The following is a 20,097-nucleotide window of genomic DNA, read 5'->3' as shown; positions in this document are numbered from 1 at the left end:
CGTTCGGCACGTACCTGCCGATGGAGGAAATTCTCATGGCAACTGTTAGTTTTGACCGCGCCACCCGGATTTATCCTGGCGCCACCACCCCTTCGGTGGATAGCTTCACCCTCGATGTCGCAGATGGCGAGTTCCTCGTACTCGTCGGACCCTCGGGCTGCGGCAAGTCAACCACCCTGCGTATGCTTGCTGGCTTGGAAGAAGTCAACGATGGGCGCGTGCTTATCGACGGCAAAGACGTCACGAAAGAGGCGCCCAAAGACCGTGATATTGCGATGGTCTTCCAGAACTATGCGCTATACCCACACATGAGTGTGCGCGAGAACATGGGGTTCGCGCTGAAAATCGCGGGCCAGTCGAAAGAAGAAATCAATCGCCGAGTAGAGGAAGTCGCTCGCACGCTGGGCCTCACCGAATACCTCGACCGGAAGCCGAAGGCGCTGTCTGGTGGCCAGCGTCAGCGCGTGGCGATGGGCCGGGCAATCGTCCGCAAGCCGAAGGTGTTCTTGATGGACGAACCATTGTCCAACTTGGATGCCAAGCTGCGCGTGCAGACCCGTACGCAGATCGCTGCTCTGCAACGAGAACTAGGCGTGACCACCCTGTACGTTACCCACGACCAAACCGAGGCCCTAACGATGGGTGACCGCATCGCCGTACTTAACCGAGGTATCCTGCAGCAGGTCGGCACTCCACGCGAGCTTTATGAAACGCCCGTCAATGAGTTCGTTGCAGGTTTCATTGGCTCACCGGCTATGAACCTCGGCACTTTTGATGTCCAGGATGGCATTGGTGTCACGGGCAAGGCCCGCATCCCGCTGTCGGCCGCTACCCAGGAAGCACTTGCTTCCGTTGGTGAAAAGCAAGTCGTCATCGGATTCCGACCTGAAAGCCTCGACCTGGTAGCAGAAAGCACTCCTGGGGCATTCCCAGTTCGAGTTACGCTCGTCGAGGAGCTTGGCTCCGATGCCTACATTTACGGCGTGCTCGAAGGCGGCGGCTCTATCAGCTCCGGTACGGACTCCAACCCGGATCACAACTCCGCCGACAACCAGATCGTGATCCGCACGGCACCACACACAGCTCCGGGGGCTGGCGCGATCGTGTGGGTGAAAATCAAGGAAGGCGAGCAGCACAACTTCCTCGCCAGCACAGGGGAGCGGCTGCCTAACTAGGCGGTTGGAACTGTGCAGCCCGGTTGTACCACATGCGTGGGGCAGCCGGGTTCTTTTTTTGCCCACGTCCCCTTGGGACGTTGGGGAAGTTTACAACCGAGACAAGGAGAGAGGTCCCCACAGGTCACCAGGCCGGTAATAACCATTGGCCTGCCCACGGTAGCGGTTGTGGGCGACATCTCGTTTTATACGGCAACGAGCTCTTGCTCCCGCTGACCACCGGGAAATACGCTGATAATTCCCAAATGCGCCTCAGGGCACACCGTGATGCAAATTATATGAATCTTTTTATTAGTTGAGATGTCACATGAGCTAACCTTAAGGGGAACGATCAATTGATCGAAAAACGATGCGAGTTGCAGCAAGATTTCTTCGGAATTCCGTGGATTTAACTCCGATTGGTTATGTCCAGTCCGTGCAGTGCAACCTCGCTTACCTCGATAGGGAGATTTGACCTATGAAGTCAATCAAACGCATTTCGGCAGTCCTTGCTGCTGCAGCAATTGCTGCTAGCGGATTGGTAGCTTGCTCCAGCGGAGGCGGCGATTCCGACAAGGGATCGGTATATTTCCTGAATTTCAAGCCGGAACAGGATGCCGCGTACCAGAAGATCGCCAAGGACTACACCGCTAAGACCGGCGTCCAGGTCAAGGTGGTTACGGCTGCGTCCAACAGCTATGAACAAACCCTTAAGGCAGAAATCGGCAAGAAGGATGCTCCTACGATCTTCCAGGTCAACGGCCCAACCGGACTGAAAACCTGGCAGCCATACATGGCGGACATGACCGACGCACAAATCACCAAGAACCTCAACCCGGACGTCCCGGCACTCAAGGGGTCCGATGGCAAAGTTTACGGCGTACCATTCGCTGTCGAAGGATACGGTCTGATCTACAACGCCGCTATCTTTGACAAGTACTTCGCTCTGCCTGATGCGAAGGCTAAGAGTGCAGCTGACGTCAAGGATTACGCAACCCTCAAGGCTGTCTCCGAGGATATGCAGGCCAAGAAGGCCGAGCTCGGCATTGAAGGCGTCTTTGCGTCAACGTCCCTTGCTTCTGGCGAGGATTGGCGTTGGCAGACCCACCTGGCAAACCTGCCAGTACACCAAGAATTCAAGGACCTGGGCACCAAAGAAACCAAGGACCTTAAGTTCAAGTACAACGAAGACTTCAAGAACATTTTCGACCTGTACTTGAACAACTCCACCGTCGATAAGAAGCTAGCTCCTTCCAAGGCGGTGACTGACTCGATGGCTGAGTTCGCCCTCGGCAAGGCCGCCATGGTACAAAACGGCAACTGGGCTTGGAGCCAGATCGACAAGGTAAACGGCAATGTGGTTAAGCCGGAAAACGTCAAGTACCTGCCTATTTACATGGGGCTGCCGGACGAGCAGAAGACCGGCATTGCCGTCGGCACCGAGAATTACCTAGGCGTCAACGCCAAGGCCCCTGAGGCGAACCGCAAGGCTTCTGTGGACTTCATCAACTGGTTGTTCACCACCGATGAAGGCAAGAAGTACGTCATCAATGACCTTGGATTCAACGCTCCGTTCAACAACTTCAGCAAGACGGATACGCCTAACGATCCGCTGGCTAAGGAAGTTGCCGCCGCGATCGACAACAAGGATCTGACTACCATCCCTTGGGACTTCCAGTACTTCCCATCTCAGAAGTTTAAGAACGACTTCGGCCAAGCTCTGGCACAATACGCTGCCGGCAAGATGCCATGGGACGAAGTAGTTAAGGTCTTCGTTGATGGCTGGGCTGCTGAGAGCGCAGGCAAGTAGTCTCCAGCAGTTCCGCTCGCGTTGGCTGCAAGGGAAGAAATAGCAGGCTAGCTTCCCCGACGGCCAACGCGAGCTCCGCCGGTGTCCGTATGCGCACTGGTTTCCTTTGATTCATTACCTAAAGATGGTGACGTTATGCAGGGATCATTAAAAAAATATTTCCCTATCTTCGTGCTTCCCACACTCATCGCCTTCGCGATCGCATTCCTAGTCCCTTTCGTGATGGGCTTCTTCCTCTCCTTCACCGACTTCACCACCATCACCGATGCGACGTGGGTGGGCCTGGACAATTACCAGAAAGCTTTTAGCCAGCGCGAGGGGTTCCTGAACTCATTCGTGTTTACTGGCCTCGTTGTGGTGGCTTCGATCATCACGGTGAATATCTTCGCCTTCTCGATCGCGTGGATCCTGACTCGAAAGCTACGGGGCACGAATTTCTTCCGCACCATCTTCTTCATGCCCAACCTCATCGGTGGCATCGTGTTGGGATACACCTGGCAATCGATGATCAATGCGGTGCTCTCTCACTACGGCACCACGATCGTGGCCGATTGGAAGTACGGCTACCTTGGCCTCGTGGTATTGATTAACTGGCAGCTCATCGGTTATATGATGATCATCTACATCGCTGGCCTGCAAAATGTCCCACCTGAGCTCATCGAAGCGGCTCAACTCGATGGCGCCGGGAAGTGGGAGATCTTGCGCAACGTCACCATTCCGATGGTCATGCCATCCATCACCATCTGCCTCTTCCTGACACTGTCGAACACCTTCAAGCTCTTCGACCAGAATCTCGCGCTCACCAACGGTGCACCAGCGGCCAAGACGGAAATGGTCGCGCTGAACATCGTCAACACCATGTTCACGCGCATCGGAGTTGAGGGCGTCGGCCAGGCAAAAGCAGTGATTTTCGTCGTCGTAGTAGTGGTGTTTGCGCTGTTCCAGCTGCAAACTACCCGCAGCAGGGAAGTAGAGGCCTAGTTATGTCCGCACCAGTTTCAAAAAAGAACCCGGCGTCCACCGGCGTGATTTATGCGGTGTTAGTGTTTCTAACTATCGTGTTCCTCGGTCCAATTTTCTTCATCTTCCAGAACTCGTTCAAACAGAAGTTCGCCATTTCCGACAATCCCTTTGCCCTCCCTCTGGGCGACATGTGGGCCGGTTTCGAAAACTACACTGTGGGTCTGATGAAAGAAGGGTTCCTCTCGGCGATCCTGTGGTCTTTCGTCATCACCATTTTGTCGGTAGCTGCGATCGTCTTCTTCTCTAGCCTCACCGCCTATTACATCACCCGCGTCAAGACGTGGTGGACCACCGGCTTGTACTTCCTCTTCGTGTTCTCCATGGTGATTCCGTTCCAGATGGTGATGTTCCCAACCGTGAAAATCGCCGACATGCTCGGTCTATCGAACCCGCTGGGCATCGTAGTCTTGTACTTGGGATTCGGCTCAGGCCTGTCGGTATTCATGTTCGCCGGTTTTGTTAAGTCCATTCCGATGGAGATCGAGGAAGCCGCGCTTATCGACGGCTGTGGCCCACTCCAAAACTACTTCCGAGTAGTATTCCCAATGCTCAAGCCAACCTCCGTCACCGTTGCGATCCTCAACGCGATGTGGGTGTGGAACGATTACCTGCTGCCATACCTAGTGATCGGTTTGTCGACCGAATACAAGACGATCCCCGTCGTGGTGCAAAGTTTCGTGGGCTCCAATGGTAACCGAGACATGGGTGCCATGATGGCTATGCTCGTACTCGCTATCATTCCTATCGTCATTTTCTACCTGGCCACCCAAAAGCACATCATCGAAGGTGTCGCTGCTGGTGCAGTGAAGGGCTAAACATCCACTGTGTTCGACCCCAACGGCAGACTCTACGCAGCGCTCGACTTGGCTGCTGACCTGGTGATTCTAAACTTCTGTTTCCTCATCAGCAGTCTGCCATTGGTAAGCATCGGGCCAGCCACTAAAGCGCTAGCCACCCAAACCCAACGCCTGAGCCGGGAAGAAGCCGTCCGCCCGGTTCGAGACTTCTTTCATGAGTTTCGTCGCGACATACCCCGTGGATTGCTTGCTTCGGCTGTGCTACTTATTTTTTTCCTGGTCTGCAGCTATGAATACTTGATCATCAACCGGGCCAATGTGTCGCGGGAAGCCTACACGGTAGTCATGGGATCGCTTGGCTCCGGAGTCTTACTACTGACCGCGCTAATCGCGTGGTACTTCGTGTTGTGGGGGCGCGGGATGGCGTCGATAAGGCAAGCAGTGTGGGCCGCAGTCCGTTTTCTGCCGAGATCCATCCTGGCCGCTGTTGCACTATTGACCGTGCCTGCGCTCGTACTCGCGCTGCCTGGGCAGTGGGCAGCGATCGCGCTATTTAGCGTTCTCATCGGCCCCGCGCTGGCGTGGTACCTGGTGGCGCTATTGCTCGGCGGGCTCGACTAGATCAGCGACACTACCAGGCCAACCAGGATATTCGGGTGGGGTGCCACCAAACGCTGGGCACATCTTCTGGAAAGAACACCAATCGCACAGCTTGGAGGTCTTCGGCCGGAAAGTGCCAGCCTTGCCGTCCTGCTCGATCTTGCCCCAAAGATCTCCCAGATCACGCTCGAAGAACTCTAGCTCTTCCCGGGACGGTTGCAGCACTAAATGGTCCATGACCTTGAGGTACATCAGCCGCAGCTGGGCTGGAATGGTGTCGAACAATCGCCAGTAGACGAGAGCGTAGAAACGCATCTGAAATTTTGCTTGCTGGCTGTATTGCGGTTTGGGCTTCTTGCCCGTCTTATAATCAACGACGCGAACTTCGCCGGTCGGGGCGATGTCAACGCGATCGATGAAGCCACGCACGGGGACACCATTCGGCAGGACGGTATCTACATACATCTCGCACTCGTGGGCGTCGAAACCCTGTGGGTTTTCCATGTGGAAGTAGCCCCGCAGCAACGTGCGCGCCTCCACGAGGAAATCGTACAAATCTGCTTCAGGAACAAGTTCATCTAGCGATGGGTCTGCAGCCGTCAAGAGCGCCCAATGTGGCTTTAGCCTTTTTACCGCTGCCGGATACGTTCGCTGCTCCCGCGGGAGCTTATGCATCTCTTCCAACACCGCATGCACGAGAGTGCCCTTGACCTGGGCGATCGTGGTTGGCTCCGGGATCCGGTCGATCGCGCGGAGACGGTAAAGCAGCGGGCATTGTTCATAGTCACTGGCCCGCGAAGGAGACAGCGCAAGAAGTTTTGGTTTGCTAGCCATAATGACCACCCAGTCTAGCCTTTCTTTCAGCGTCTGTACGGACCGGGATGCACCCCGATGAGGCAATTTTCCAATCGTGGCTTTTCCAGCCAACGGTAGCCAGAAGTGGCAAGCTATAAGGTATGTCTGAATCCTTCCTCGATTTCATCGCTGCTAGTCCAAGCTCTTTCCACGCTGCAGAAGAAGTAGCCCATCGGCTTGAACGCATCGGATTTGTCCGCCAAGAAGAAAACGAACAGTGGGATGCCAGCCCCGGTGGTCATGTCATGGTTCGGGGAGGCGCCGTCGTGGCATGGTGGGTGCCGGAGGATGCCTCGCCTCGTTCCGGGTTCCGCATCATCGGCTCCCACACCGATTCACCCGGTTTCAAAGCAAAGCCGCTTCCAGAACTGCAGGGCAGTGGCTTCCAGCAAATTGGCGTCGAGATCTACGGCGGGCCAATCCTGGCATCGTGGTTCGATCGCGAGCTCCAGCTTGCCGGCCGCATTGAGCTTGCCGACGGCTCCCAGCGCCTCGTCACTACGGAAGCGATGCTGCGGATTCCGCACCTGGCTATCCACCTCGACCGCGGGGCGAACGACGCGCTACACGTCGATAAGCAGGCCCACACCCAGCCAATCTTTGCGGTGGACGATCCCGAACTGAAGATCATGGACATCATCGCGGCCTCGGCCGGGGTGAACGCCGAGGATATCGTCGGGCACGATCTGATTACCGTTGATGGGGCGCGCGGTGTGATCTTCGGCCCATCAAAGCTGATTGCCGCTGGACGGATGGACAATCTTTCCAGCGTGTACGCGTCGTTGCAGGCACTTATCAACGCAATCGAATCTGGGGATGCCGGCGAGGACATTTTGGTGCTCGCGGCTTTTGACCACGAGGAAGTGGGTTCCGCAACGATGTACGGGGCAGCCGGCCCAATCCTAGAGGACGTGTTGGTGCGCACTGGCACCGCTCTGGGTGCCGATACGGAAGGCTTGCATCAGATGTACGCCCGTTCCACCTGCGTGTCTGCCGACGCAGCGCACTCGATCCATCCCAACTATGCAGCCCGCCACGACGCCGTGAACTATCCAGTACTTGGCCAGGGACCAGTTTTGAAGGTCAACGCCAACCAGCGCTATGCCACCGATGCCCGCTCGGCCGGAATGTGGCAGCGTGCCTGCGCCGCGGCCGGGGTACCCAGCCAGGTATTCGCAGGCAATAACAATAGCCCGTGCGGATCGACCATCGGGCCGATCACCGCCACCCGTTTGGGCGTATCGACCGTAGACGTAGGAATCCCACTGCTGTCGATGCACTCCGCGCGCGAGCTCGCCAGCGCCGCAGACATGGCGTGGATGACGATGGCCCTGGAAAGCTACTTGGTGTACACGCTGTAAGGTAGTAACCCTGCACGCGCGGGTATATGCCGCGCGTGCCTGAAGTTTCGATTCGATTTCCCTTCCAGCAGAAAGGCCGCGCATGGCTAACTCCGGCCCATTTCAATACGGCGACCGCGTCCAGCTCACCGACGCCAAACGCCGTCACTTCACGATCATCCTGGAACCCGGAGGTGCACTTCATACCCACAAGGGCATCATCCCCCACGATGAGATCGCCGGAAAGCACGAAGGCACCGTGTACAAAACTGCGATGGGTGGGGAGTACCTGTGCTTCCGCCACCTGCTGGTAGACCATATCCTCTCCATGCCGCGAGGCGCTGCCGTTATTTACCCCAAGGACACCGCACAAATCTTGGTCGAGGGCGATATCTTCCCAGGTGCCCGCGTCCTGGAAGCCGGAGCGGGCTCCGGAGCGCTATCGATGGCCTTGTTGCGTGCGATCGGACCGACCGGCGAGCTGATTTCTTACGAAATCCGTGAGGATCACCTGGAATACGCCGAATCCAATGTCGATGGTTGGTTTGGTGGTCGCCCTGATACCTGGAGCCCGCGTTTGGGTGACCTGAAGGAGGTCACCTTGGATGATGTTGGCGGCCAACCGGTCGACCGCATCATCTTGGACATGCTCGAGCCATGGGAATGCCTGGAGACCTGCTCAAAGCTGCTGGTGCCGGGCGGGGTATTCATGACCTACGTGGCCACGGTGCCGCAGCTGATGAAAGTCATGGAAGGGCTGCGTGAACTCAAGTGCTTTACCGAGCCGAAGGCGTGGGAATCGCTTGTGCGTGAATGGAAAGTGGAGGGGTTGGCAACCCGTCCAGAGCACCGGATGAATGCCCACACGGCCTTCCTAATCTGGGCTCGTCGGCTAGCAGATGGCACCGTAGCGCCACGCCCACAGCGTCGCGCCCGTCGCTAGGTTTCGCTATCCTGGAGAATTGCAATAAGCAATTACTATCGAAAGGGTAGAAAACATGTCCTCTGAAGCTATTTACATTGGTACCGCCATTCTGATTCTGATTGTTCTCATTCTGGGGACAATTTGGATTAGGAAGTGGGCCAAGGATCGTAAGAACCCCGGCGAGCGTGATTTGTAGTGCGGGGTGGGGCCCGGAGAGGGAACGGGCGGCACCCACATTCCCTCTCCAGTTAGCATCCTTGCAGCAAGCGGACCTTTGTACCAGCTACATTGGAGGGTATGACTTCTTCCAGTCCCACTGTGACGGAGTTGCGGGCCGAGCTGCGCGCGCTCCAAAACAAAAATCATGAGCTTGGCACCCGCAATGCCAAGCTCGCCGAGTTGCTCAAAGCCTCGCGCGACAAGCTGCAAGTGCTGTACGAGGAACTCGAAGGGCTCAACACCCCGCCATCCACCTACGGCACTTACCTGGGCACCGAAGATAACGGCCGCTCAGCCGAGGTTTTCACCGGCAACCGACACATGCGGCTGATGATCGACCCCACCTTGGATCGTGCTTCGTTGGTTCCGGGCATACGGGTGCGACTCGGGGAGGGAAGCGTTGTAGTGGAAGCCTGTGGCCACACTGATTCTGGCCAATTAGCCACCCTCACGGAGACCATCGATGGCAACCGTGCGTTGGTCCAGGACCATTCAGGCGAAGAGGTCGTCGTCAAGCTTGCCGGCGCGCTGCAGACTGGTGATCGTGCGCCCCGCCCCGGGGACACGTTGCTGGTGGACACCAAGGCCGGCTATGCCTTTGAGGTGATTCCAAAGACGGAAGTCAACCGCCTGGCGCTGGAGATCGTCCCAGATGTGACGTACGCGGACGTCGGTGGCTTGCACAACCAGATCGAGCAGATTCAGGACGCCGTCGAGTTGCCTTTTGCCCACCCCGAGCTTTTCCAAGCCTATGAACTACACCCGCCGAAGGGCGTGCTACTTTACGGCCCGCCCGGCTGTGGCAAGACGATGATTGCCCAGGCAGTGGCCCATTCGCTGGCGGTGCGTATGGGCAGCGAATCTGGCTCGTACTTCCTCAACATTAAGGGCCCGGAGCTGCTCAATAAGTATGTGGGCGAAACGGAGCGCCAAATCCGTCTCATTTTCGAGCGTGCCCGCGAGCTGGCCAGCGACGGCAAGCCCGTCATCATCTTCTTCGATGAGATGGAATCAATCTTCCGCACCCGTGGCTCCGGTGTGAGCTCAGACATGGAAACCACCGTGGTGCCACAGCTGCTGGCAGAACTCGACGGCGTGGAAAAGCTCAGCAACGTGATCGTTATCGGTGCAACCAACCGCGAGGAACTCATCGACCCCGCGATCCTGCGCCCTGGGCGCCTCGACGTCAAGATCCGCGTGGATCGGCCGTCGCAAAGCGCTGCCGCCGACATTTTTGCCAAGCACATCCGCTCCGACCTACCGCTCGCCGCGCCCGCCGAATTGCTTATCGACGCCGCAGTGACCCACATTTACGCCGATCGCCCTTTCGTAGAACTGACGTATTCGACGGGCGAGCAGGAAATTTTGCATTACCGCGACTTCGTCTCCGGTGCGATGATCGCGAATGTGGTGAGCCGAGCGAAGAAGCTCGCCATCAAAGACCACTTGGCCGGGTGTGGCTCCGGCATCACCGTGGACCACTTGATCAGCGCAATTGACGCGGAAAACCGCGAGAACGAAGACCTACCGAACACGTCCAGCCCGGATGAATGGGCGCGGATTGCAGCCACCGGGGTTTCGCGGCACGCAGGCACGATTACCAACGTGCGGATCATCGGTTAGGAGATACAGATTATGTCGCGATTTTTGGGCACCGAAACTGAATACGGCATCGCCAGCCCGACGATGCCAACACTCAGCCCGATCATTACCTCCACGCATCTGGTGGTGAGCTACGCCGCGAAAGTCTCCGCACGACGATCCCACTGGGACTTCGCCAGCGAGCACCCCTTGCGCGACCAGCGCGGATTCGACCTCAAGCGCTATCACACCGTGCCGGTGATCGATCCGAACGCTGTCGGGGTAGCAAACATGGTGACCAGCAATGGCGCCCGCTTTTATGTCGACCACGCCCACCCGGAGTATTCCGCCCCAGAGACCACCAACGCGTGGGACGCGTTCATCTACGACGCGGCTGGCGACCTCATCGTCTCTCGCGCGGTAGCCGCCACGACGGAGCTTGCTGCCCAGGGTAAGTCTGCGGTGGCAGGACATGAACCCTGCCCGCCACTGCAGATCTATAAGCACAACGTGGATGGCAAAGGCGCCAGTTTCGGCAGTCACGAAAACTATCTCTATTCAAGGTCTACCGACTTCGATGTGCTGGCACAGTCCCTCATCCCGTTCTTCGTGGCACGGCAAGTCATCACCGGTGCCGGCCGAGTCGGCCTGGGGGTACGCGGCGAAATTCCCGGCTTCCAGATCTCTCAACGCGCCGATTACATCGAGCAGGAAATCTCCCTGGAGACCACCCTCAACCGGGGCATCATCAACACCCGGGACGAACCCCACGCCTCAGAAGGTGAATTCGGCCGACTGCACGTCATCATCGGCGATGCGAACATGTCGCATACGTCAAACTTCCTCAAGCTCGGTATGACCAGCTTGGTCCTCGATGCCATCGAACAGGGGGTAGAATTCCGCGACCTGCAGCTTGTCGACGCCGTCCGCGAAGTCCAGCGCGTCTCCCGGGACCTCACCCTCACGCACCGCTTAGATGTACGCGACGGGCGCAGCATAACTGCGCTCGACATTCTGCGCGAATACCATCGACGGTGCACCCCAGTCACCGAAGTTGATCTCAAAGTCCATCAGCTGTGGGGCGAGGTCATGGATCTGCTCGAAAGTGATCCCTTACAGACGGCGCACCTGTTGGATTGGACCGCAAAACTCGCGTTGATGCGCGGTTTTATCGATCGTGGTCTCACGTGGTCCGACCCCAAGATCGCCCTGATTGACCTGCAGTATTGCTCGATCGATCCGGAAAAATCGCTCTACCATGCCTTAGTTCGCAAACAGCGAATGCGCACCCTAGTCGATGCCAGCGCCATCGCCGCCGCAGCGGATGAACCGCCTGCTGATTCTCGGGCTTATTTCCGCGGGATGGTCATGCAACGCTGGGGATCAGAGGTATTGGCGGCATCCTGGGACACGATTCAACTCGCGACCAGCGCCACCGCCGCCGCCCGAATCTATCTCCCGCGCTTGGATTTGTTGACGCGAACGGACGTCGAAAAGCTGGCGTCAGCGGGCACCACCGCGCCCGAGCTAGTCGATGCCCTCGAGCACCACGCCCCGGCACTTGTCCAACGCATTGCGCACCCGAGCGCGTAATCTGTTTAGAAGTCCAGCCAGTTGAAAGGTAACCCATGACGAATCCACAGACTTATTCCACCGGCGGCCGGGACCATGATGCCGATGACGCCACCACCAGCGCCGGTCAGGTTCAGCTCAATACGACCGGCACTGACGATCTGTTGGATGAAATCGATGGCCTCCTAGAGAACAACGCAGAGGAATTCGTAAAGTCCTACGTCCAAAAAGGCGGGGAGTAACCACTCGTGGGTGAGGCGCTTCTTCGACGCATCAAAGGCATCGAAACCGAATACGGCATCAGCTGCCTTTTCGACGACCCCAGCCGCAAACCGTGGGGCCCGGACGACATCGCTCGTTACGTGTTTCGCCCGGTGGTAGCGGAATATGCTTCCTCAAATGTCTTCACGCGCAATGCCGCGCGCCTCTACCTCGACGTAGGCTCTCACCCGGAATACGCCACCGCGGAATGCGACTCCATTACGCAACTGCTCAACTACGAGCGCTCGGGAGACGTGATCCTGAATGACTTAGCGGTTCAGGCGGAGCAGCAGCTAGCCAAGCAGGGTATGCCGGCGAAGGTGTTCCTGTTCAAAAACAACGTGGACTCGCAAGGAAACTCCTACGGTTGCCACGAAAACTATCTGGTCTCCCGTAGCGCAGTGTTGCGAACGCTGGGGCGCCAACTCATGCCGTTTTTGATCACCCGGCAACTGATCGTGGGCGCTGGGTTGGTTTACCGCCCGTTCCTTGGTTCGGCCAGCACGAAGTATGGCGCGGGTTACTGCGTTTCACAACGTGCGGATCACGTGTGGGAAGGGGTGTCCTCGGCAACCACTCGGTCCCGCCCCATCATCAATACCCGTGACGAGCCGCACGCGGATTCCAACTTGTATCGGCGCCTGCATGTCATCGTCGGCGACTCCAATATGGCCGAGCCCACCTTCGCGTTGAAAATCGGCGCGACGGAACTGGTCTTGGAGATGATCGAGGCCGATGTCGCACTGCCAGACCTCGAATTGGCAGACGATATCGAGTCGATCCGCGAGATCGCTAGGGATACCACCGGCGGCACCGTTGTGCGACTGCGCGACGGCCGCACGATCACTGCGCTCGAGATCCAGCGCACTTTCCATACCGCAGCCAAGGACTGGCTAGGACAGCGTCAAGATCGTTTGGTCAGCCGGACTGACCTAGTTTCCGCAACCCCGCAGCGGGAATTCGAACGCGTTGTTGAGCTGTGGGGTCGGGTGTTGGACGCAATTGAAACCGGCGACTTCAGTGCGGTGGACAAGGACATCGACTGGATTATCAAAAGGCAGTTGTTGCAGCGCTATCAGGATCGCTTTGGTTTTGAAATCGACCACCCCAAGCTCGCGCAGATCGACCTCGCTTACCATGACATTAGGCCAGGCAGAGGCCTTTATTCCGTGCTGTTGAACCGCGGGCTGATCAATCGGTGGACCACGGACGAGGCGATCGCGGAGAGCGTCGATACGCCCCCTGCGAGCACGCGGGCGCACCTGCGGGGGCGGTTCTTATCCGCCGCGCTGGAGCATCAAGCGCCCACGACCGTGGATTGGACGCGGCTAAAAGTTAATCGGCCCGAGCCCAAGGTGGTGGAACTCGTCGATCCCTTTGCGGCTGTGGACGAGCGGGTGGACGAACTCATCGCCTATCTGGCTGCGCACCCACGAGGGGAGATGCCATGACCGAAAAGGACCCCCGGCTTGAACGCTTGATGAATCTCACGTTCGCGTTTCTTAACGCCGATCGGCTGGGCAAGAAATACCTAACTGGCAAATGGATCCACAGCAACGTCGATGGCTATCAAAACCTTGGCGAGACGGCCTTTAAAAAGCTCTTTGCGCGGGATCGCAGGGATCTCCTGCTCGTGGGTGTCCCCATCGAAACGATTGCCGAGTTTCGCACTCCCGACGGCGTAGTACAACCAGCCCATCGCCTCGCCGCCGACGACTATGCGCTCCCGGAAATCAACTTCACCCCGGCTGAGGCTACCGTCCTGGGGTTGGCAGGGGACATGGGGATGAACCAAGAACTCGCGGCCTTCGCCCGTTCAGGTTGGACAAAAATCGCAGCCGCCGGTGCACACCGCGAGCTCGGCGGCGCTGAATTTACCACCGTCGGCGACATCGCTTCCATCACCGCCATCGATCTCGACCGGATTCTGCGTGCCTGCAGCAAAGGGCTAGCAATCAGCTTTTCTTACCAAGCTGCGGCCGACAGCGAGACGCAAACCCGCCACATGGACCCATGGGGCCTGGTCCCACTACGCAATCGCCTCTACCTGGTCGGATTCGATCTCGACCGTGATGAACCACGAAGTTTCCGCATCAACCGAATCTCAGACATTACCCAGTCCGGCACAGCCACCCACCCAAAACCGCCGGCCGAGGACTTGCAGGCACTAGTGACAAACTCATTGCGCCGGGGGCACCAGCTTATCGACGCCACCGTGGCCATCCAACCGGGGCGTGCCCGGGAACTCACCGAGGTCGGCACGCTTGTTGCTCGCGACGATATCCCGGGTTATGACACTTACGAGCTAGCCAATGTCGATCAGGGTTGGTTGGTTCGGTCCGCCGCGGCTCATGCTCCCTTTGCCCTGGTCTTGGCCCCACAGACCGCGCGCGAAGCAGTCATCGGGCATTTGCGAGCGGTCGCTGAGGCACACAAGGATGCATGCGAGGAACAGGCGACTGCCAATACTGAGGAGAAGAGCTAATGGCTGCGCGTGGACACGAATACCTTCCGGGCTTAGTCCGGATGCTCAATCTGTTGCCCTATTTTGCCTCCCACCCAGATCATTCCCTGATGGAGGCGGCAGCGGACCTTGGCATGTCTCCTGAACAGATCAAAGATGACCTCAACCGGTTGTGGTGCTGCGGGCTTCCAGGTCTCTACCCGGGTGACCTCGTGGACCTCGAGATTGATTACTCTGGGGTGCGAGTGCTAGAAACTCAGGGTTTGGACAAGCCGTTACGCTTGACCCACCGGGAAGCCGGTGCATTGCTGCTCGCGTTGGAAAATTTAGAGCAATCGCCCGGGCTCATAAACCGGGACGCAGTCCTCAGTGCAGCGGCCAAGCTGCGCGGGTTGATGGGACGTTCAGTTGAAGCTGTCGTCGACGCAATTGCAGAGGCCGATACCTCTCAATCAGAAGTGGAGACAGCCATTGAGTCGGTGCGCCGAGCGGTAGATGAACGCCGCCGCATTAGCTTTAGCTACCATTCACTTAATGAGGAGCACCTTAGCCAACGAGTGATTTCCATCACCCGCATCTTCAGCGCCCAGACTGGCACGTACTTAGTGGGGTGGGACCACGACAAGGCTGCCCATCGCAACTTTCGGCTGGATCGAATGAGCGACATCGTCGTTCTGGACGAACCTGCCGAACCGCACGCAAGACAACTGGTATTCGATGCCAGGGACCCATTTTCCTTGTCCAAGAACAGCCGTGACGTCCTGATAAAGGTCGCGCGCGAGGCTTTGTGGCTGGCCGATTACGTTCCCATGGAACTCAAAGACTGGCACGACGCGAGATGGCGTTACGCCACCTTGCGGGTTGCCTCAGACGCTTGGCTGCAGCGGTTCATTTTGAGCCAGGGCGGGTCCATCGTCATAGCGGACAATCATTCCGCCGCGCAGGCCCTCACCCAACGCGCACTCGCTGGACTGGCAGCGTATGATAGCGCGATAGGCACCATGCGTTCCTAACACTGCATTTATCCGATCGTCTCCATCAAACGAGGTAACTCATGCCAAATCTTGGCCCTACCGAGCTCATCATCATCGCCGTCCTGGTCATCCTGCTCTTCGGCGCGAAGAAGCTGCCGGACGCTGCTCGTTCCCTCGGTCGCTCCATGCGCATCTTCAAGTCTGAAGTGAAGGAAATGCAGAATGACGACCAGCAACCAGCGCAGCCACAGTTGCCACAGGGCTACCCGCAACAGCAAGCTCAGGGCTACGCACAGCCAGTTCAGCAGCCATACCCTCAACAGCTGGTTGAGCAGGCGTACCCTCAGCAGCCGGCTCCGGGCAATCAGCAGTACCCACAGAATCCAGCTCAGTAGTCGGTTGCCGTCGATAGTTAACCAAGGCTCATCTGTGCACTCATGCTCGGTGGTATCTCACTTTTGGTGAGATCACGCCGGGCATTTTCACCGTGCACGAGGTGGGCTGCAAACCACCACCTTTCCCGGTGATGGATTCTTTTGTGGAAAGTGATTGTTACGCACCATGAGCACCCCAAGTGCCAACGCAGGAGCGCAGGCTATGCCTCCAGGGTCCAACAGCTCGTCGATAAAGCAGAAACGACGGGCTACTCGACGCCCAAAGAACCCAGACGGCTCAATGTCACTGGTTGAGCACATCCAGGAGCTGCGTCGTCGGCTGATCATCTCCTTGTTGGCGTTGGCGGTAGGTACCGTCGCGGGCTTCCTGTGGTACCAACACTCATTTTTCGGGGTGACGTCCTTGGGCGAAATCCTGCGCGGGCCGTACTGTTCCTTGCCGATTGAACGACGCGCCGACTTCTCCCACGATGGCAGCTGTAAATTGCTGGCAACCGCCCCATTTGAAATGTTCATGTTGCGTCTAAAAGTGGGCGCACTAGCGGGGACCGTCTTCGCCTCACCGGTGTGGCTGGCGCAGATCTGGGGTTTTATCACGCCAGGATTAATGAAGAATGAGCGTCGGTGGACCTTTGCCTTCGTGTCCATCGCGGTGCTACTGTTCGTCTCCGGCGCGTTCTTGGCTTACTTTGTGGTGTCTTACGGCTTGGATGTCTTGCTTTCCATTGGCGATAACGCACAGGTGGCTGCTCTAAATGGCCAGCAGTACTACAGCTTCCTGCTCGCTTTGCTGTTGATCTTCGGCGTGAGCTTTGAAGTGCCACTGGTTATCGCGATGCTGAACATCGCAGGGGTGCTTGAATACGAAGCCGTCAAAGACAAGCGCCGGATTATCATCCTTGCGTTGTTTGCCTTCGCTGCATTCATGACTCCGGGTCAGGACCCCGTATCGATGGTGGCGCTCGCAGTGGCATTGTCCTTACTCGTCGAATTAGCATTGCAATTCACCCGAATTAATGACAAGCGCCGAGCAAAGAATCGCCCTGATTGGCTCGATGTCGATGATGACGCAGCAACGCCATTATCCACCGTTCCGGGCGGTGCCGATGCGCCGGCCCCAGTGGAGCGCCCAGCACCGATCAATCCCACACCGGAACCTTTTGGCAGTTCTGCAGTTCAGCCATCCGGCCCAGTAGCGCCGACGCCGAGTTCGTTCATCCGTGGCAACGCGGAGTTGGGTGACTTAGGCGAAAAGCCCACCTCTGCTTTCGACGACGTGCTCTAAGTACCCCGCATTCGGCTCACAGGTAGGTTGGAGGGCATGACTGTTTCTGGCGTCTCGCATTTTGACACCTTCGTCGCCAACCTCGGCTTCCCACTCGACGACTTCCAAATAGAAGGCTGCGAAGCCGTAGAGGCTGGCCACGGCGTGTTGGTATGCGCTCCAACCGGCGCGGGCAAGACGATCGTCGGCGAGTTCGCCGTGTCCCTGGCACTCAGCCAGGGCACAAAGTGCTTCTATACGACGCCGATCAAGGCGCTCAGCAATCAGAAGTTCCATGACTTGCGAAAAGTCCATGGGGATGACGCCGTCGGATTGCTCACCGGTGACGTGTCCATCAATGGCGATGCCGAGATCGTCGTGATGACCACCGAAGTCTTGCGCAACATGATCTATGCCGAATCCTCCGCACTGGATCGGCTTACGCATGTGGTGATGGACGAGATTCACTTCCTCGCCGATGCCTCTCGAGGTGCGGTGTGGGAAGAAGTCATCCTCAATCTTGATGACAGCGTGAACATCATCGGCCTTTCGGCCACAGTATCCAACTCGGAGGAATTCGGCGCCTGGCTGACTGCGGTTCGGGGTGATACCACCGTCATTGTCTCGGAGCGTCGCCCCGTCCCCCTGGACCAATGGATGCTGGTGGGACGGAAAATTTTCCCGCTTTTCGATGGCTCCGGCACCGGGAAAGTCAATCGAGACCTCGAGCACTACATCCAGCGCTTGGAATCCGGCGACGACGGATCCTCGCGCGGCTACGAACGCAAAGATGGGTTCCGATCGCGTAGCCGACGCGGGGAGCAGTGGGACAACCGTCGTGGGCGCTCAGGAGAAGCCCGACCACAGGATCGTTTCCGTCCGCTGGGGCGCCCAGAGGTTTTACGCATCCTGCAAGCCCAAAACATGCTGCCTGCGATCACGTTTATCTTCTCACGCGCGGGTTGCGACGGCGCGCTGTATCAATGCATGCGTTCCCAACTTGTATTGACCGACCAGGACGAAGCCAACCGCATCGCCGAGATCGTCGATAAGGGCGTGGCCGACATTCCGGTTGAAGACCTTGAGGTGCTGGATTTCAAGCGTTGGAAACAGGCGCTGATGCGCGGGTTTGCAGCGCACCACGCCGGTATGCTGCCCGCGTTTCGACACATCGTCGAGGAGCTGTTCACCTTAGGCTTGGTGCGCGCCGTCTTCGCTACAGAAACGCTCGCGTTGGGAATCAACATGCCCGCCCGCAGCGTCGTGCTAGAAAAGCTCGTCAAGTACAACGGGGAAGCGCATGTTGACCTCACGCCCGGGCAATACACGCAGCTGACGGGCCGTGCGGGACGGCGAGGCATCGATACCTTGGGCAACGCGGTGGTGCAGTGGGCGCCAGCCATGGATCCCCGCGGAGTAGCTGGTCTTGCGTCCACCCGCACCTACCCGCTGATCTCGACGTTCGCTCCCGGCTACAACATGAGCGTGAACCTGCTGGCCACCATCGGCTTCGATTCGGCGCACCGGCTGATCGAGAAGTCCTTCGCACAATATCAGGCTGACGGTTCGGTGGTCACCGAGGTCGCCGAGCTGGACCGCGCGGAACACCAGGTCAATAAGCTCAAAGCCGAGCTTGCCGACGCCATTGCGGCGACCAATCCGCCGTCGACAGGCGACCCGGTGGCGGAATTCATGGAATATGCTCGTATCCGCCGCGAGCTCAAGGATGCGGAAAAGGATGCCAAGCGGCACGCTTTAGAGTCACGCTTTGACGAGGCCACCGCGGTGCTGCGCTCGCTGCAGAACGGGGACGTGATCGCGATGCCAGGCAAGAAACACCCGCTGTTGGCAGTGGTAGTGTCCGCGGCGTCCAACAAGTATGACCCGAAGCCCTGGATCACCATGGAAACTGGCTGGTCGGGCAGGGTCGACGCTGAGTCCTTTGGGGTGCCACCGGTCGTCGTGGGCAGCATGTCGCTGCCTCGTGATGTCACGCATCATCCGCGACGAGGGGCGAAGTATGTCGTGCAGAAGTTCCAGCGCGGGAACTACCCGCGGCCGAAGCGGATGCGCTTGGAACCGCGGGTGCGTGGCAATAGCAAAGTTAACGAACTCCGGGCGGAGCTTCGTGCCCACCCCGCACACCATTGGCCCGACCGGGAGCAACTGAGTCGAATCGCGGAACGGTTGGCCCGCCGCCAACGCGATTTCGATCGACTGGATTCAAAGGTCTCGGCAGCCACCGATACGTTGGGACGCACCTTCGATCGAATCCTCAACTTGTTGGCTGAGCTGGATTATGTAGAGTTCCAGGAGGTCGAAGGCCGGGACATCCCCGTCATCACCGATGAAGGGGAGCGGCTTGCCCAGATCCACAACGAGTCAGACCTGCTCGTTGCCCAATGCCTGCGGAGGGGAATTTGGAATGAGCTAGACCCCGCAGAGCTGGCGGGGGTGGTATCACTGTGCACCTTCGAAAACCGCAAAGAAAGCGGCGGGGAACCCGAGGCAGCCACAGATGAGATGGCCACCGCGATGACCGCCACCTACAGCATCTGGACCGAACTGGAATCCGATGAGCGCAGGCATCGCCTACCGGTGACCCGGATGCCCGATCCCGGTTTCGCATTGGCGATGCACCAATGGACCGCTGGCGCGCCACTCGATTATTGCCTGCAGGCTGCGAATGCTTCCGGCGCGGAGCTCACCCCAGGCGACTTCGTACGGCAATGCCGCCAGGTGGTAGACGTACTAGAGCAGGTCAAAAAGACTGGCTATACCGATGAGATCTGTCGGACGGCCCGGCAGGCGGTGGATGCTATTCGTCGTGGCGTGGTCGCGATCGGAGCCTAACCCGCGCTCG

General features: G+C 58.1%; 18 protein-coding genes. 17 read left to right on the top strand and 1 reads right to left on the bottom strand.

Annotated features, from left to right (window positions below; translation table 11 throughout):
- The first annotated feature begins 35 nt into the window (after positions 1-35).
- The 5 genes from CEPID_RS06200 to CEPID_RS06180 all read left to right on the top strand — a co-directional run bounded on the left by CEPID_RS06200 (position 36) and on the right by CEPID_RS06180 (position 5,405).
- Positions 36-1,175 carry an ABC transporter ATP-binding protein gene (locus tag CEPID_RS06200; RefSeq protein ID WP_047240220.1) on the top strand — a complete coding sequence of 380 codons (1,140 nt, stop codon included), beginning with the start codon at positions 36-38 and terminating at the stop codon, positions 1,173-1,175.
- 457 nt (positions 1,176-1,632) lie between these two features.
- The gene (locus tag CEPID_RS06195; protein WP_047240219.1) at positions 1,633-2,964 is read left to right on the top strand and encodes an ABC transporter substrate-binding protein; all 1,332 of its coding nucleotides are present in this window, start codon (positions 1,633-1,635) and stop codon (positions 2,962-2,964) included.
- Between the two features lie 135 nt (positions 2,965-3,099).
- On the top strand, positions 3,100-3,945 hold the full coding sequence (locus CEPID_RS06190) for a carbohydrate ABC transporter permease (RefSeq protein WP_047240218.1): 846 nt from the start codon (positions 3,100-3,102) through the stop codon (positions 3,943-3,945).
- Between the two features lie 2 nt (positions 3,946-3,947).
- Positions 3,948-4,802: a carbohydrate ABC transporter permease gene (locus CEPID_RS06185; protein WP_047240217.1), complete on the top strand. Its 855-nt coding sequence runs from the start codon at positions 3,948-3,950 to the stop codon at positions 4,800-4,802.
- Positions 4,803-4,811: 9 nt separating this feature from the next.
- Complete coding sequence (locus CEPID_RS06180; RefSeq protein WP_047240216.1) at positions 4,812-5,405, top strand: MusI family membrane protein; 594 nt, start codon at positions 4,812-4,814, stop codon at positions 5,403-5,405.
- Here the strand turns inward: CEPID_RS06180 and CEPID_RS06175 are convergent.
- Complete coding sequence (locus CEPID_RS06175) at positions 5,382-6,218, bottom strand: RecB family exonuclease (RefSeq protein WP_047241396.1); 837 nt, start codon at positions 6,216-6,218, stop codon at positions 5,382-5,384. The genes CEPID_RS06180 and CEPID_RS06175 overlap by 24 nt on opposite strands.
- Positions 6,219-6,340: 122 nt before the next feature.
- On the opposite strand from CEPID_RS06175, the gene CEPID_RS06170 reads away from it, so the two are divergent.
- The 12 genes from CEPID_RS06170 to CEPID_RS06120 all read left to right on the top strand — a co-directional run bounded on the left by CEPID_RS06170 (position 6,341) and on the right by CEPID_RS06120 (position 20,087).
- Entirely contained in the window at positions 6,341-7,600 is a 1,260-nt protein-coding gene (locus tag CEPID_RS06170) for a M18 family aminopeptidase (RefSeq protein ID WP_047240215.1), read from the top strand.
- A gap of 82 nt (positions 7,601-7,682) precedes the next feature.
- Entirely contained in the window at positions 7,683-8,522 is an 840-nt protein-coding gene (locus CEPID_RS06165; RefSeq protein ID WP_047240214.1) for a tRNA (adenine-N1)-methyltransferase, read from the top strand.
- 55 nt (positions 8,523-8,577) lie between these two features.
- Positions 8,578-8,700, top strand: coding sequence for a hypothetical protein (locus CEPID_RS13640; protein WP_269081783.1), 123 nt, complete (start codon positions 8,578-8,580; stop codon positions 8,698-8,700).
- A 101-nt stretch (positions 8,701-8,801) separates the two neighbouring features.
- Complete coding sequence (arc, locus tag CEPID_RS06160) at positions 8,802-10,346, top strand: proteasome ATPase (RefSeq protein ID WP_047240213.1); 1,545 nt, start codon at positions 8,802-8,804, stop codon at positions 10,344-10,346.
- Positions 10,347-10,358: 12 nt separating this feature from the next.
- Positions 10,359-11,897 (top strand): depupylase/deamidase Dop, encoded by a 1,539-nt coding sequence (gene dop / locus CEPID_RS06155; RefSeq protein WP_047240212.1) that lies wholly within the window; start codon positions 10,359-10,361, stop codon positions 11,895-11,897.
- A gap of 35 nt (positions 11,898-11,932) precedes the next feature.
- Positions 11,933-12,118, top strand: a complete 186-nt coding sequence (locus CEPID_RS06150; RefSeq protein WP_047240211.1) for a ubiquitin-like protein Pup — start codon at positions 11,933-11,935, stop codon at positions 12,116-12,118.
- A 6-nt stretch (positions 12,119-12,124) separates the two neighbouring features.
- Positions 12,125-13,588, top strand: coding sequence for a Pup--protein ligase (pafA, locus tag CEPID_RS06145; RefSeq protein WP_047240210.1), 1,464 nt, complete (start codon positions 12,125-12,127; stop codon positions 13,586-13,588).
- A complete protein-coding gene (locus CEPID_RS06140; RefSeq protein ID WP_047240209.1) occupies positions 13,585-14,622 on the top strand; it encodes a helix-turn-helix transcriptional regulator in 1,038 nt (345 codons plus the stop codon). Before pafA ends, CEPID_RS06140 begins: the two co-directional genes overlap by 4 nt.
- Complete coding sequence (locus CEPID_RS06135; RefSeq protein ID WP_047240208.1) at positions 14,622-15,614, top strand: helix-turn-helix transcriptional regulator; 993 nt, start codon at positions 14,622-14,624, stop codon at positions 15,612-15,614. Before CEPID_RS06140 ends, CEPID_RS06135 begins: the two co-directional genes overlap by 1 nt.
- A gap of 41 nt (positions 15,615-15,655) precedes the next feature.
- Positions 15,656-15,970, top strand: a complete 315-nt coding sequence (gene tatA / locus CEPID_RS06130; protein WP_047240207.1) for a Sec-independent protein translocase subunit TatA — start codon at positions 15,656-15,658, stop codon at positions 15,968-15,970.
- Positions 15,971-16,172: 202 nt separating this feature from the next.
- A complete protein-coding gene (gene tatC / locus CEPID_RS06125; RefSeq protein ID WP_407921617.1) occupies positions 16,173-17,255 on the top strand; it encodes a twin-arginine translocase subunit TatC in 1,083 nt (360 codons plus the stop codon).
- A 36-nt stretch (positions 17,256-17,291) separates the two neighbouring features.
- Positions 17,292-20,087, top strand: a complete 2,796-nt coding sequence (locus CEPID_RS06120; protein WP_047240205.1) for a DEAD/DEAH box helicase — start codon at positions 17,292-17,294, stop codon at positions 20,085-20,087.
- Positions 20,088-20,097: the final 10 nt, after the last annotated feature.

Source organism: Corynebacterium epidermidicanis, from assembly GCF_001021025.1.
In the GTDB taxonomy this organism is placed as follows: Bacteria; Actinomycetota; Actinomycetes; order Mycobacteriales; family Mycobacteriaceae; genus Corynebacterium; species Corynebacterium epidermidicanis.
This window is presented reverse-complemented; position numbering and strand designations above follow the sequence as displayed.

What these genes read in the sequence shown, in the direction of transcription:
- CEPID_RS13640 (WP_269081783.1), top strand. Translation starts at nt 8,578, where the DNA reads ATGTCCTCTGAAGCTATTTACATTGGTACCGCCATTCTGATTCTGATT.
- CEPID_RS06175 (WP_047241396.1), bottom strand. Translation starts at nt 6,218, where the DNA reads ATGGCTAGCAAACCAAAACTTCTTGCGCTGTCTCCTTCGCGGGCCAGT.
- CEPID_RS06170 (WP_047240215.1), top strand. Translation starts at nt 6,341, where the DNA reads ATGTCTGAATCCTTCCTCGATTTCATCGCTGCTAGTCCAAGCTCTTTC.
- CEPID_RS06190 (WP_047240218.1), top strand. Translation starts at nt 3,100, where the DNA reads ATGCAGGGATCATTAAAAAAATATTTCCCTATCTTCGTGCTTCCCACA.
- CEPID_RS06135 (WP_047240208.1), top strand. Translation starts at nt 14,622, where the DNA reads ATGGCTGCGCGTGGACACGAATACCTTCCGGGCTTAGTCCGGATGCTC.
- arc (WP_047240213.1), top strand. Translation starts at nt 8,802, where the DNA reads ATGACTTCTTCCAGTCCCACTGTGACGGAGTTGCGGGCCGAGCTGCGC.
- CEPID_RS06200 (WP_047240220.1), top strand. Translation starts at nt 36, where the DNA reads ATGGCAACTGTTAGTTTTGACCGCGCCACCCGGATTTATCCTGGCGCC.
- CEPID_RS06150 (WP_047240211.1), top strand. Translation starts at nt 11,933, where the DNA reads ATGACGAATCCACAGACTTATTCCACCGGCGGCCGGGACCATGATGCC.
- tatC (WP_407921617.1), top strand. Translation starts at nt 16,173, where the DNA reads ATGCCTCCAGGGTCCAACAGCTCGTCGATAAAGCAGAAACGACGGGCT.
- CEPID_RS06140 (WP_047240209.1), top strand. Translation starts at nt 13,585, where the DNA reads ATGACCGAAAAGGACCCCCGGCTTGAACGCTTGATGAATCTCACGTTC.
- CEPID_RS06165 (WP_047240214.1), top strand. Translation starts at nt 7,683, where the DNA reads ATGGCTAACTCCGGCCCATTTCAATACGGCGACCGCGTCCAGCTCACC.
- tatA (WP_047240207.1), top strand. Translation starts at nt 15,656, where the DNA reads ATGCCAAATCTTGGCCCTACCGAGCTCATCATCATCGCCGTCCTGGTC.
- dop (WP_047240212.1), top strand. Translation starts at nt 10,359, where the DNA reads ATGTCGCGATTTTTGGGCACCGAAACTGAATACGGCATCGCCAGCCCG.
- CEPID_RS06185 (WP_047240217.1), top strand. Translation starts at nt 3,948, where the DNA reads ATGTCCGCACCAGTTTCAAAAAAGAACCCGGCGTCCACCGGCGTGATT.
- CEPID_RS06195 (WP_047240219.1), top strand. Translation starts at nt 1,633, where the DNA reads ATGAAGTCAATCAAACGCATTTCGGCAGTCCTTGCTGCTGCAGCAATT.
- CEPID_RS06120 (WP_047240205.1), top strand. Translation starts at nt 17,292, where the DNA reads ATGACTGTTTCTGGCGTCTCGCATTTTGACACCTTCGTCGCCAACCTC.